At 63.5% G+C, this 12012-nt stretch carries 12 protein-coding genes; 3 read left to right on the forward strand and 9 right to left on the reverse strand.

What is annotated here, in order from left to right; all coding sequences use genetic code 11:
• Positions 1–134: 134 nt before the first annotated feature.
• From ychF to KKP04_RS07775, 9 genes are all read right to left on the reverse strand, one after another.
• On the reverse strand, positions 135–1238 hold the full coding sequence (gene ychF / locus KKP04_RS07735) for a redox-regulated ATPase YchF (RefSeq protein ID WP_215028797.1): 1104 nt from the start codon (positions 1236–1238) through the stop codon (positions 135–137).
• 213 nt (positions 1239–1451) lie between these two features.
• Positions 1452–3437, reverse strand: a complete 1986-nt coding sequence (pth, locus tag KKP04_RS15910) for an aminoacyl-tRNA hydrolase (protein WP_215028800.1) — start codon at positions 3435–3437, stop codon at positions 1452–1454.
• Positions 3438–3492: 55 nt separating this feature from the next.
• A complete protein-coding gene (locus KKP04_RS07745) occupies positions 3493–4110 on the reverse strand; it encodes a 50S ribosomal protein L25/general stress protein Ctc (RefSeq protein ID WP_215028803.1) in 618 nt (205 codons plus the stop codon).
• 217 nt (positions 4111–4327) lie between these two features.
• Entirely contained in the window at positions 4328–5260 is a 933-nt protein-coding gene (locus KKP04_RS07750; RefSeq protein WP_215028806.1) for a ribose-phosphate pyrophosphokinase, read from the reverse strand.
• A gap of 135 nt (positions 5261–5395) precedes the next feature.
• Complete coding sequence (locus KKP04_RS07755; RefSeq protein ID WP_215028808.1) at positions 5396–6412, reverse strand: hypothetical protein; 1017 nt, start codon at positions 6410–6412, stop codon at positions 5396–5398.
• 263 nt (positions 6413–6675) lie between these two features.
• Complete coding sequence (pgeF, locus tag KKP04_RS07760; RefSeq protein WP_215028812.1) at positions 6676–7452, reverse strand: peptidoglycan editing factor PgeF; 777 nt, start codon at positions 7450–7452, stop codon at positions 6676–6678.
• 12 nt (positions 7453–7464) lie between these two features.
• Positions 7465–8586, reverse strand: coding sequence for a class I SAM-dependent methyltransferase (locus KKP04_RS07765; RefSeq protein ID WP_215028815.1), 1122 nt, complete (start codon positions 8584–8586; stop codon positions 7465–7467).
• 9 nt (positions 8587–8595) lie between these two features.
• Positions 8596–9132: a CoA-binding protein gene (locus KKP04_RS07770; protein WP_215028817.1), complete on the reverse strand. Its 537-nt coding sequence runs from the start codon at positions 9130–9132 to the stop codon at positions 8596–8598.
• Positions 9133–9253: 121 nt separating this feature from the next.
• Complete coding sequence (locus tag KKP04_RS07775; RefSeq protein WP_215028819.1) at positions 9254–9985, reverse strand: S24 family peptidase; 732 nt, start codon at positions 9983–9985, stop codon at positions 9254–9256.
• Between the two features lie 304 nt (positions 9986–10289).
• Here KKP04_RS07775 and KKP04_RS07780 point away from each other — a divergent pair, with 304 nt between their 5' ends.
• The 3 genes from KKP04_RS07780 to KKP04_RS07790 all read left to right on the forward strand — a co-directional run bounded on the left by KKP04_RS07780 (position 10290) and on the right by KKP04_RS07790 (position 12006).
• Positions 10290–10805: a GcrA family cell cycle regulator gene (locus KKP04_RS07780; RefSeq protein WP_215028821.1), complete on the forward strand. Its 516-nt coding sequence runs from the start codon at positions 10290–10292 to the stop codon at positions 10803–10805.
• Positions 10802–11419, forward strand: coding sequence for a hypothetical protein (locus KKP04_RS07785; RefSeq protein WP_215028823.1), 618 nt, complete (start codon positions 10802–10804; stop codon positions 11417–11419). The genes KKP04_RS07780 and KKP04_RS07785 overlap by 4 nt, the downstream gene beginning before the upstream one ends.
• A 116-nt stretch (positions 11420–11535) precedes the next feature.
• Positions 11536–12006 carry an MgtC/SapB family protein gene (locus KKP04_RS07790; protein WP_215028825.1) on the forward strand — a complete coding sequence of 157 codons (471 nt, stop codon included), beginning with the start codon at positions 11536–11538 and terminating at the stop codon, positions 12004–12006.
• The last annotated feature ends 6 nt before the right edge of the window (positions 12007–12012 follow it).

Genomic DNA, 12012 nt, shown 5'->3' on the forward strand with positions numbered 1-12012 from the left:
CGATTTGACACAACCGGCCCCAAGCCGAGTGACATGGCGGAGGGCGCGCAGCGTCAACTTCGCCGACGCGCGCAAGCGGCCGGGCGTTTGGTCGGCGGGCCGTCGTCCCGCTGTGCTTTTTTGGCGGATCGAAACTAATTTGCGAAGCGGAAATGCAGCACATCGCCGTCGGCGACGACATAGTCTTTCCCTTCGAGGCGGAATTTCCCCGCCTCCTTCGCGCCCGTCTCGCCACCGAGCGAAACGAAATCGCTGTAGGCGATCGTCTCGGCGCGGATGAAGCCCTTCTCGAAATCCGAGTGGATCACGCCTGCGGCGGCGGGAGCCGTCGTGCCCTTCGTGATCGTCCACGCGCGGGTTTCCTTCGGGCCCGCGGTAAAATAGGTGATGAGGTCGAGCAGGTGATAGCCCGCTGAAATCAGGCGGTTGAGGCCGGGCTCGGTGAGGCCGAGTTCGGCGAGATAGAGCGTGCGCTCCTCCTCGTCGAGCTGCGCAAGCTCCGACTCGATCTTCGCGGAGATGATGACCACTTCCGCGCCCTCGGGCTTGTAGCGATCCTCCACGATCTTCGAATAGGCGTTGCCGCTCCCCGCGCTCGCCTCGTCCACATTGCAGACGTAGAGCGCGGGCTTTGCCGTGAGAAGCTGAAGATTGCGGAAGGCGCGATGATCGGCCTCGGGGATGTCCGCGAGCGCGAGGCGCGCGGGTTTGCCCTCGGAGACGTATTTCAGCGCGACGTCGATAAGCTGGATCGCGGTCTTCGCTTCCTTGTCGTTGCCCTTGGCCTTCTTTTCGAGCGCGGGGCGACGGCGCTCCAGGCTTTCGAGGTCGGCGAGCATAAGCTCGGTCTCGATGGTCTCGGCGTCCGCCAGCGGATCGACGCGGCCTTCGACATGCGTCACGTCGTCGTCCTCGAAGCAGCGGAGCACATAGGCAATCGCATCGCACTCGCGGATATTGGCGAGGAACTTGTTGCCGAGCCCTTCGCCCTTCGACGCGCCGCGCACGAGGCCCGCGATGTCCACGAAGGTGAGGCGCGTCGGAATGATCGCGGCGGATTTCGCGGCAGCGGCGATCTTCTGAAGGCGCTCGTCGGGCACGGAAACTTCGCCAACATTCGGCTCGATCGTGCAAAAGGGATAGTTCGCGGCCTGCGCTGCCGCCGTTTGCGTCAAGGCATTGAAAAGCGTGGACTTACCCACGTTTGGCAGGCCGACGATACCGCACTTGAAACCCATGAAACGTCCTGTCTTGCTTGTCTGTGCCTGAAGCCGCTGCGGCGACGGCCACGGCGCGCCCGGTTATGTCCACTCACCGCGCCGGCCCTGGCGGCGCTTTCGCCCACGCGAGCAACCATTGCGCGAAGGGCCAGAAGCGACGCTTCCGGCCATGCGCGGGTAAAGTCCGATACTGCGGGTGACAACGTCGCCCGCTGATGCGGTTCTGTTGCCTCAAGAACCGCGCGGCCGTCTGCGGAACCAGCCGAAGAAACCGCCGCCCTTCTTTTTCGCAACCGGGACGGCGGCAGTTTCGCTTTCCGCGAGCGGAGCGGCCTGATGTTCAGCCGCGCTCGGCCGGTCGATCAGTGTCGCGGAAGCTGCGGCTGCAAACTCCAGCTCACGCGCGGGTTCCGCGACGACCGGGGCCTGAACCTGCTCGGGTAGCGGGGAAGGCTCGGGTTCCTGCACGGGGTCGGGATGGGGAACGGGCGCGGGCTCTGGCGCGGGGTCCGGATCGCCGACCGGTTCAGGCTCGGGAACCGGCTGTGGTTCCGGCGCGGGGACGGGATCGATGATCGGCTCCGGCGTAGGCGCCGGCGCAGGTTCTGGATCGGGCGTTCCGGCCTGGATCGGCTCTGCATCCGCCTCCGGTTCGATATACGCAGCGCTGACGATTTCCGGTTCCGTGGCAAGTTCCGGGGCTTCGGCAACCGCGACGGCTTCTTCAACCGTCGCCGCTTCCACGGAAACCGCCTCCGCGTTTGCCACGACGGTTTCCGGTCCAGCCAACGACGCGTCGTATGTCTCACCGGGAACCGGCGCTGTTTCGGCGGCTTCGACGATGGCATCGTCTTCGCCGCTGGTGGCGACGGGCGCTGCGTCGGGCTCGGGTTGTTTCGGTGCCGTCGCCTCGCCGAGAGCTTCCCTCGTGGCGAGAATTTCCTGATCGCGGGGCACGCGCTGCGGCGGCACGTCGCGCTCCAGATCGAAAACGGAAGCGGCTTCGGAAGCGCCGCCAGCCTCCGGGTGAGGCAGCATGACGGCTGAGGATACGGCGCCGCCGCTGCCGTCGCGCCCGACCGATACGGTGATCGAAGGCAGCGGCATCGGTTCGATGGGCTTCGTCGCGACTGCCACGATGGCGGCGAGCGCTTCGGGGTCGGCGGCGGTTTCGCTCACCTCTTCGATGGCGACGATTTCGGAGGCAGGGGCCTCAGCTTGCGTTTCCGCGGCGACCGGCTCCGACGCCGTTGCCTCGGCTTCCGGTTCTGTCGCGACCTCTGCGGCCATCACAGTCTCAGCGGCAGGCGCTTCAGCTTCAGCCGGGACTAGCTCAACGGCGGGGGCTTCGGCTCCTGTCGTGACGGGATCGGCTTCGCGTGCCTCTGCTTCGCTCACCGGAGCAGCTTCGACTTCGGCCTCAGCAGGAGCTTCGAGGCTCGGCGTTTCAATTCCGGGGGATGCGATGGCGTCGTCGACCGAAGCGAAAGCGGTTTCGCCCTCGTTGGCCGCCTCGGCTGGTGCGTCGAAAACGGCGCTCGATGCGACCACGGCTGCGGCCGCCGCCAAAGGGGCCTCCACAGACGGCTCTTCCGCGCGATGCTGCGCGGCACTTTCAACGGAGCCGAGCGCTTTCGCCGCCTTCGGGAATGGCTTCCGTCCCCGGGCGGCCTCGCTCAAAAAACTGGCCTCTTTTCCTTCCACGAGGTTCGACATTCCGCGCGCGACACCTTCGAGAAGCGGCACCAGCCATTCCTCATCGGCCTTCGCGAAATCGTGGAGAACGTAATTGGCGACGAGCGCCCTGTCGCCGGGATGGCCGACGCCGAGACGGACGCGGCGATAATCGTTGCCGATATGCGCGGTGATGGACTTGAGGCCGTTATGACCCGCATTGCCGCCACCGGTCTTGACGCGGATCTTGCCGGGCTCAAGGTCGATCTCGTCATGAATGACGATCACGTCGCTGACGGCGATCTTGTAAAAACGGATGGCTTCGCCGACCGCGCGCCCGCTCTCGTTCATATAGGTCGACGGTTTCAGCAGGATCGCGCGAACGAGGCCGATCTGCCCTTCGGCGACCAGCCCCTGAAACCGCTTTTTCCATGGCGAGAAGCCATAGCCGCGCGCCAATTCGTCAACCGCCAGAAAACCGATGTTATGGCGGTTGCCTTGATACTTCTCACCCGGATTACCCAATCCGACGATCAGCTTCATGATGAAATCTCTCACATTTTATCGATGATGAACGCCGAACCGGTATGGGAATATGCTACTCGCTCTTTTCGGCCGCGGCAGCTTCAGCCGCCTCTTCCGAGATCTGAGCCGCAGCGCCCGCAACGGTTGCGACGGTGAAGTCGCGGTCGGTGATCGTGGGGGTGATGCCGGCCGGAAGCTTCACGGCGGAAATGTGAATGCTGTCGCCGATGTCGTAGCCGGTAAGGTCCACGGTGATGTGATCCGGGATCGAATCCGCCGGGCAGGACAGCTCGATGGCGTGACGCACGATGTTGAGAGCGCCGCCGCGCTTCAGGCCGGGCGAGGCTTCTTCGTTGATGAAATGCACCGGGATTTCAACTTCGATCCGCGAAGACTTCGAGACGCGAAGGAAATCCACATGGATTGGAAAGTCGCGCACCGGATCGACCTGAACTTCGCGCGGGATCACGCGCTCCTTCTTGCCGTCGACGTCGAGTATATAGACCGTCGAGAGGAAGTGGCCGGTCTGATAATGCTGCCTTACGTGGCGATATTCGAGCGCGACATTTGCCGGGCCCTTTTCGCCGCCATAGACGACACCCGGAACGAGCTTCATTGCCCGCAGCGCGCGGTTCGCGAGCTTGCCTGTGCCTTCGCGCGCCTGCGCCTTGAGTTCGATAACCTCAGCCATTTTTGTCTCTGTTTTGTTGGATGAGCGCGTCTGTGCGGCGATCAAGCACGCGGACGTTCTGCACTCAGGGATGTCTCAAACCCTCTCTATAAGGGCAAGTTCAACGAAAGACAATAAGCTGCTTCGTTCGTTCAACCTTCATTCATAGGAGGCGGGTACGGCCGTTCGGTCGCGCGCGGCTTCGAAATCCTGTCGCTTCCGCACATGAACGAGCCCGTCAATCGAACAGGCTCGACACCGATTCCTCGCCGGAGGTGCGAAGGATTGCCTCGCCGATCAGCGCGGACAAGGACAACACCTCGATGTTGCTGGACACGCGCACGGCCTCGGTCGGCACGATGGTGTCCGTGATGACGAGCGTGTCGATCTTCGACGCCTGAATGCGGGCAACCGCGCCGCCGGAAAACACGCCGTGAGTGGCATAGGCTGCCACGGAGGAAGCACCCTTCTCGATCAGCGCCTGGGCCGCGTTGCACAGCGTGCCGCCGGAGTCGATGATGTCGTCGATGAGGATGCAGTGACGGCCCGTGACATTGCCGATGACGTTCATCACCTCGGAATCGCCCGGGCGATCGCGGCGCTTGTCGATGATGGCGAGCGGAGCATCGATGCGGCTTGCCAGACTTCGCGCGCGGACGACGCCGCCCACGTCCGGCGACACGACCGTGATGTTGCCGTCTGTATAGCGCTTGGTGATGTCGCGCACCATGACAGGGGCGGCATAGAGGTTGTCGGTCGGAATGTCGAAAAAGCCCTGGATCTGGCCCGCGTGGAGATCGACCGTCAGCACGCGGTCGGCGCCAGCATGCGTAATGAGGTTCGCCACGAGTTTCGCCGAAATCGGCGTGCGGGGCAGGGTTTTACGGTCCTGCCGGGCGTAGCCGAAATACGGGATCACTGCGGTGATGCGCCGCGCCGACGCGCGCCTCAGCGCATCGGTGATGATCAGCAGTTCCATCAGATTGTCGTTCGCCGGGTAGGACGTCGACTGGATGACGAAGATATCCTCGCCGCGCACGTTCTCACGCACCTCGACAAAGATTTCCATGTCCGAGAAGCGGCGCACAAGGCATTCCGTCAGCGGGGTTTTCAGGTAAGCGGCGATGGCGTTAGCCAGGGGCCGATTGCTATTGCCAGCGACCAGCTTCATGATGCGGGATTGTCCATTGGGTGACGAGAATTGTGCACAAACAACAACGAGCGCGCTTCTAGCAGCGCGCTCGTCATCTGTAAACCTGTGAGCGCGACATGGCTACCCACAGGTTGAGTTATAATGACCTCGGAATTAGCCGGAGGTGCCGTTGCCGGCCTGGGCCTGGCCGGTGGGCGACTTGTTGAGCAGCTTGGAAACTTCGGCCGCCGCGGCACCCGCTGCCTGATCCGCAATTTCGCCCCACGCGCCGTCAAGAGTGCCCGCGCCGATCTTGTTGTTCTGCACGACGGTCTTCTCAAGCTGCTTGCCGGTCGGATCGTAGACGACCCACTTGATCGTGATCGGCTGCTGGCCGTTCTGCGCCGCGCCCATCTGGACTTCGCCCTGGATCTTGTAGGAGCCGGGAGCGCCCGATGACGAAAGCTTGATGCCCTGACGATTGAGCGCGCGCTTCATGGCTTCCGTCAGCGAGGTCTTGCCGTCGCCGGGAGCGCCCGTTACGCCGGACACGACCGCGACCACCTCACCCGGGTTAACCGCCGCATGCGCGCGAGGCGCTGGAGCGGCAACGGCCGAAGCCAGCGAAGGCTGCTCGGCGGCATGGGCGGGTTGACGAACCCTTGGCGCCGCAGCCGCCTTGATCGGCGTCGGAGCGGCCGCCGCCCTGACCGGCGTCGCGGGCTCGACCGCCGCAACGGCCGGAGCCGCCTGCGGAGCGTTCGGGTTTTCGACCCACAACGCAACGTCCGTCGCCGACTTGAGCGCCACCTTCTGGATGCCTTCGTCGTTCAGATGCTTCCAATTATCGCCGCCGCGCTTGTTTGAAACGATCTCTTCGCCGGAAATCGTGCGGACCGTGTTGCCGGCCTTGTCGGTCACGTCGATCGTGTAAGCGACCTTCGTGCCCTTCTTTTCTCTGGCTGCGGCATAAGTCGGCTTCAAAATATATTGCGCGTCCTTCGCTTCGACGAGGACGACACCTTTTGCCTTGATCGAGGCAGCGAGCTGCTCGTCGACCTTGCTTGCGTATTTCTGCGGAACACCCTGTCCGGCGGACAGGGCGACAGCGGGCTTGGCCTTCTGAGTCAGGCTGGCGTTGTCGCTATTCTGAAAGAGATCACCGCTGCACCCGGCGAGGCCGGCAAGCATAAGTCCCCCAGTCAAGAGCGACGCGGCACGGCGAGCTGCGCTCTGCGCGGCCAGATTATTCTCGCGCGTCACTTTCTCCACTCCTTGCTTTTTTGCTCCAGGAACGGCGGCACTTGACATACCGGCACCTATAAATCCGCCGAATCTTTATAACATTCGAAATTTAGCGGTCGCCGCAAAACGCGTCCAGAACGACGCTCCACAAAGCCGCGAAGCGACACAAAAACCCGTTAATATCGGGTATGCCCCCCTAGTTATCCACATCACCCGACCAGGATGGCGGAAATTTGGCGTCCATAATCCGATTCCGAACGCAAGCAAGCGCGCCGGTAACTGAAGAGAATCGATTCGTTTTCGAGCGTGCAGACACCGATGTCTTCCGCCGATTTCACTCCCGCCGCGAAAAGTCTATCCAGTAGATATGCGGGTAAGTTGAAGTGCGGCCGAGGGCCGAACGCATCCGAGAAATACTTGTCGTTTTCGGGCGCGCCCTCGGTGAAGGCAGCGCGGAACTCAGGCCCCACCTCGTACGCGCGTTGCGAGATGGCGGGGCCGATGGCAGCCGAGATGCGCGACGTCTTCGCGCCGAGGCTCTCCATGGCCTCGATGGTGGCTTCGAGGATACCCGCTTTCGCGCCCTTCCAGCCCGCATGCGCGGCGCCGACAACGCCAGCCTCCGCGTCTGCCAGAAGGACAGGCACACAATCGGCCGTGAGCACGCTTACGGCAAGCCCGGGCGTTGCCGTTACCACGGCGTCCGCCTGCGGCGCTTCGTCGGGCTCCCACGGCTCGTGCGCGATCACCGCTGTCGGCGAATGGATCTGGTAAGCCCCGATCAGCGATGTCGACGAAACGCCGAGTGCCGACGCGACGCGCGCCCGATTTTCCTCGACGGCCTCGCGTTGGTCGCGGGAGCCGCGCCCGCAATTGAGCGACGCATAGATGCCCTCGGAAACGCCACCCGCGCGCAGAAAGAAGCCGTGCCTGATGCCCGGAACGAGCAGCCCGTCAGCCGCTTTGAACGTCACTGCGTCAGCCATCTCGGTCCCCCATCAGCCGTGCCCGCCGAAAGGAGGCGGCGGGTCCGATATGCCACGCGTCCATGAAAGGATCTTGAAAAGCGCGCCCATCTGCGCCGGATCGACGAGCCGGGCGACGCTTTGTGCGATGGCGCGCGCTTCCTCGGCCGAAGCGCGGGCGAGAAGCTGGTTCGCGCGCGCCTCGACGCCGAGCCGCAGAAGCCATTCCCCCATCGGCATAGGCCCGAAAACGTCGAACCCCGCTGCTTCGGAAAGCCGCGCGAGCCGGGAGAAGTCCACATGCGCGGTGAGATCCGTTTCGCCCGGAGCGTCGAACAGCCCGGCGAACTTGTGGCGGCGGACGGCTTGCAGCGTATCGCCGAAGGCCGGGTTCGTGTAGCCGTAATCGATGGCGAGCGCTGCGAGGGGAGCGTGGCCCGCGCGCGCGGCGAAGGTGGCGAGAACCGGCTCCACGCCGGGGCAGAATTCGAGGATGTCGCCGTCGCGCGGTTCACCATGCGATGCGGCTGTCAGCGGCGGCTGTGCAACGGCGGTCGATGTCGCGAGACCGAAAGCGCCGTCGCTGAAGGCCACCACGCGCTCGCGCCAGACATCGGCCGCGCCGTCGAAGACAAATTGCCGGACCGGCAGGCAGTCGAAAAATTCGTTCGCGATGACGATGGCAGGGCCGTTCGGCAGCTCCGCCGCGTCGTCATGCCAATGCACCTGAACTGGAACGCCCGCCAGCGTAGCCTTCTGCGCGTCGCGCAGCACCTCTGAGCTTTCCACGAGATGCACCGCGACGGCCTGCAAAAAGCCCGGTGCGACGCGGGCCGCGCGAAGCGCGTCGGCCATGAGCGTACCGCGCCCCGGCCCAAGCTCGACGAGGCGAACCGGTTGCGGGCGGCCCATCTGCATCCAGACCTGCGCCGCCCACAGCCCTGTCAACTCGCCGAACACCTGCGAGATTTCAGGCGCGGTTATGAAGTCTCCGCCGCGCCCGAGCGGATCGCGCTTGCGGTAATAGCCGTGCTCCGGGTCGTACAGGCACGCTTGCATATAGTCGTGAAGCGGGATCGGGCCACGCTCCGAAATCGCGCGGCGGAGTTTCAGCGCGAGCGGCGTTGGATCGGTATTGGATGCGTCGGACGACATGCGACCGTTTTACGATTTGTCGCGGCTGATGGAAAGCTGTTGGTAGCCCTTGCCGAGCATGACGGGCTTCCGGCTCGAGATGCGGTTGTTGTTGACGCCAACCCAGCCGATCTCGCCCGACAGCCTGCCATATTCGATTTTCGGGCAGCGATTCATCACCACCTTGAGCCCTTCCTTCTCGGCGAGCCGCGCGGCCTCGTCGTTGCGCACGCCGAGCTGCATCCAGATCATCTTGATCGCAAGTTCGTTTTTCAGCGCGATCGCTTCTTCCACGACGCCCTGCGCCGCGCCCGAGCTGCGGAAGATTTCCACCACGTCCACCGGCTCCGTCAGATCGGCGAGGCTCGCAAAGACCCGCTGACCGAGGATTTCACCGCCCGCACGTCCGGGATTTATCGGGAATACGCGATAGCCCTTCGCGAGCAGATACTTCAGCACGAAAAAGCTCGGGCGAACGGTGTTCGCGCTCGCACCGATCATGGCGAATGTCTTCGCGTCGTGAAGGATGCTCGCGATATAGGTGTCGGGGTATGAGTCGTGGTTCATCGTGCTCTCCCGCCGCGTGTCGACTCCGCCATATAGCGCGAAGCGCCGCTTTTCAAGCGCGCCGCTTGCTTATGCGCGATGTTCGAGGAGACGGCCTGCGATGCGAGGCATTCTTGCCGCTTCAGCCCAGGCGTGGGCGCTGCGCCGGCGCCGTGAGATCGAAAACGCGGTGGATACTTCGGCAAACCCCGATGATCTGTCCGGCCGCTACGCTCGAAATGCGTATCGTGCGAAAGTTGGGGTTCAGGGGCACGAGATCGATGACGATGGAGCCGTCCTTCGCGCGCCCGATCTCGCGATAGAGGCGGAACAGGGCGGTCTGCTCTTCGGGTACGAGCGCCAGCACAAAGTCGGACGGTGATGGCCTGGCGTCGAGATCAATGAGCGCCTTGTCGCCCGGCTCGAAGGATACCGGCTCGTAGGCGTGGGACATCGACTTGTCGCGGATGTCGATGAAGATGCAGCGGCCGGGCAGTACCTCCTCGCCGAAGACCGGCACGGCCGTGCAAGAGGCGGGCTCGGATCCCTCAGCGATACGTTTCAATTCGTCCATGTTATCGAGCGCCAGCAAGGGTATGTGACGGATCGATAACGCCTTCACCCCTTCAACTTTATTTAAATCAGATCCTTTTCCGAAATATATATAGTCCACCGTGACGCCAAATGCGGCGGCAAACAGGATGGCCTGTTTCGGCGGAACGGCGCGCTCGCCGTTCTCGTAGTTCATGTAGCGGCTGTAACCCCAGCCGAATTTGCGGACCGCGTCGCTCGCCTTGTCATACCCAGCGCCGATGCGCGCTCGCCGAAGGCGATCCGCGATCGATCTGAGTTCGTCGGGGGTCCAGTTTCGCATCGTGCTTTGCCTACCTACACGTACTGTGTAACACGTGTGCCGAACGAGGCATGGTGAGGGAACGCAGGAGTTTGATCTGATTCGCAGGCCTTTGTGATGCAACCGCCCGTATAGCGATCCGGCGGTGCCTTGCCGCTCCCCTTAAGATCGTTTCCAGCATGAATCTTTTTTTTCCAGAAGTGCCCCACCCGCAAGACCGGGCACCGTCGCATTTATTCCAAAACCGAATGACACTTACGATAATTTTACACGTTATGTGTAGGTTTTCACAATTAGGCGTTCACTCATTCGGGTTTTGTGCTGTATGTGTAATCTCACCCCGCTTCATTATCCCCGCGAAGTCGTGCAGGCCGCTCACCCCGCCCTTCCTGCCCTTGCTATCTCGCGGTTGTCTCAGCCCGCTCCGCCACCCATCCATGGACGGCGGCGCTGGACGACGGGCGATCTCACCGAAATCATTGCCGCGCTCGCGACGCTCAGGACAAGCGATATCGCGAGAACGCTTGGCGTCAATCCAAAGGCGCTGCGGTCGCTTCTTCGCCGCAACGGCATCAGCCTGCGCGCCTTGCGGGACCACGCGAGACGGGACGAGCCGCAAGACGGCGGTCTCATCGTCCGGCGCTCGCTGGCCGGACCATCGGCCGTGTACGGGGCAGCCGCTCTGGAGCACTTGCCCGACGGCGCCTGCCGCTGGCCGGTTGGCGACCCGGCAGAGCCCGGCTTTTCGTTCTGCGGCTGCAAGGCTGAACCCGGACGCCCATACTGCAAGAAGCATCGTCTGTTGGCTTTCCAGCGTCAGGAAGAGCCGGGACGGGCATGACGGCGCGAAAGAAACCACGCCACCTTTCCGAAGGCCCATCTCCATGGCGATGCCAGCATTCCGCGTTCACGCGGGATGTGCTGACACCGCCGGGCGCGCCTCCCGTTGCACGCCACCGGGCCCGGCCGATCCTGACGCCGCTCGAAATGCGGCTCGCGATCCTCGAAGACGCAGCCGGGAAGCCCGAAGCCGTGCGCATCCGCTCGCTTCGCCGTCGACTGACCGTGCTCGACCGCGCGCTGTCCGATCGCGAAGCGGAAGCTCTCGAACGTTTATCGTCCTGCATCGCCGCGCTCTCCAATGCCGGAGCGATCGATTATCTCCGGTCGGAGGTACGCTCGCCGCCGTCGGGGGGACGTGTGCCGTTCGGCGAGCGGCAAAGGCGGGAGATTGCGGGCGTCAGCTACGTGCTGAAGGGCCTCGGTGCGGAGGATCGCGCTACCGTGCTGCGGCTCGTCGCCCTTCTGGATCCGGGCTATAGCGGCGTTTACAAGCCGGACGAAACGTTCATTGCGGGCGTAACGAAAGCGGCTGTGGCGGCCGTCAGCCTATATGACGCCTTCGCGGCGGCGCGTCGAAAACGGGGCGACCCGGTCGAGCGCAAGCCGGCGTAACCCTGCCGTAAATCGGACGCCGCTACGATTCCGGGTGCGGAACTCTATGGGAGGCCGCGTTTTGGCATCCACCGTCAGCGTTGGATTGCTCCGGCTGTTCCGATTTGAGGTTTCGCATGATCGACTGGCCCGATGCCGCTCTGCGTCTCACCGCTGCCGCTGCGGTGGGCGCGGCCATCGGCCTCGACCGCGAAGCCCGAGGCAAGCCGACGGGTGTCCGCACGCTCTCGATCGTCGCGCTCGGCTCGGCGCTGGCGATCCTTCTGAGCGACTATCCATCCGGCGTCCACGCTGATGCATACAGCCGAGTGATTCAAGGCGTTATCACCGGCATCGGCTTTCTCGGCGCGGGCGTAATCCTTCGCGAGAAAGAAAGCGACAAGGTGCAGGGCCTGACGACCGCCGCCACCATCTGGTTCACGGCATGCATCGGTATGGCATGCGGACTCGGCGCCTGGCCCATCGTCGTCACCGCCGCCGTGCTGGTTGCGCTGATCCTCGCGTTGGGGAAGCGGCTCGAACGTTTGCTGCTTAAGCCGGACAAAAAGGATGCTGATTCCCCGCCCGACCAGAACGCCGCGAACTGATTTGAT

The sequence above is a fragment of the Rhodomicrobium sp. Az07 genome (assembly GCF_018619475.1).
In the GTDB taxonomy this organism is placed as follows: Bacteria; Pseudomonadota; Alphaproteobacteria; order Rhizobiales; family Rhodomicrobiaceae; genus Rhodomicrobium.

What these genes read in the sequence shown, in the direction of transcription:
- ychF (WP_215028797.1), bottom strand. Translation starts at nt 1,238, where the DNA reads ATGGGTTTCAAGTGCGGTATCGTCGGCCTGCCAAACGTGGGTAAGTCC.
- pth (WP_215028800.1), bottom strand. Translation starts at nt 3,437, where the DNA reads ATGAAGCTGATCGTCGGATTGGGTAATCCGGGTGAGAAGTATCAAGGC.
- KKP04_RS07745 (WP_215028803.1), bottom strand. Translation starts at nt 4,110, where the DNA reads ATGGCTGAGGTTATCGAACTCAAGGCGCAGGCGCGCGAAGGCACAGGC.
- KKP04_RS07750 (WP_215028806.1), bottom strand. Translation starts at nt 5,260, where the DNA reads ATGAAGCTGGTCGCTGGCAATAGCAATCGGCCCCTGGCTAACGCCATC.
- KKP04_RS07755 (WP_215028808.1), bottom strand. Translation starts at nt 6,412, where the DNA reads ATGCTTGCCGGCCTCGCCGGGTGCAGCGGTGATCTCTTTCAGAATAGC.
- pgeF (WP_215028812.1), bottom strand. Translation starts at nt 7,452, where the DNA reads ATGGCTGACGCAGTGACGTTCAAAGCGGCTGACGGGCTGCTCGTTCCG.
- KKP04_RS07765 (WP_215028815.1), bottom strand. Translation starts at nt 8,586, where the DNA reads ATGTCGTCCGACGCATCCAATACCGATCCAACGCCGCTCGCGCTGAAA.
- KKP04_RS07770 (WP_215028817.1), bottom strand. Translation starts at nt 9,132, where the DNA reads ATGAACCACGACTCATACCCCGACACCTATATCGCGAGCATCCTTCAC.
- KKP04_RS07775 (WP_215028819.1), bottom strand. Translation starts at nt 9,985, where the DNA reads ATGCGAAACTGGACCCCCGACGAACTCAGATCGATCGCGGATCGCCTT.
- KKP04_RS07780 (WP_215028821.1), top strand. Translation starts at nt 10,290, where the DNA reads ATGTGTAATCTCACCCCGCTTCATTATCCCCGCGAAGTCGTGCAGGCC.
- KKP04_RS07785 (WP_215028823.1), top strand. Translation starts at nt 10,802, where the DNA reads ATGACGGCGCGAAAGAAACCACGCCACCTTTCCGAAGGCCCATCTCCA.
- KKP04_RS07790 (WP_215028825.1), top strand. Translation starts at nt 11,536, where the DNA reads ATGATCGACTGGCCCGATGCCGCTCTGCGTCTCACCGCTGCCGCTGCG.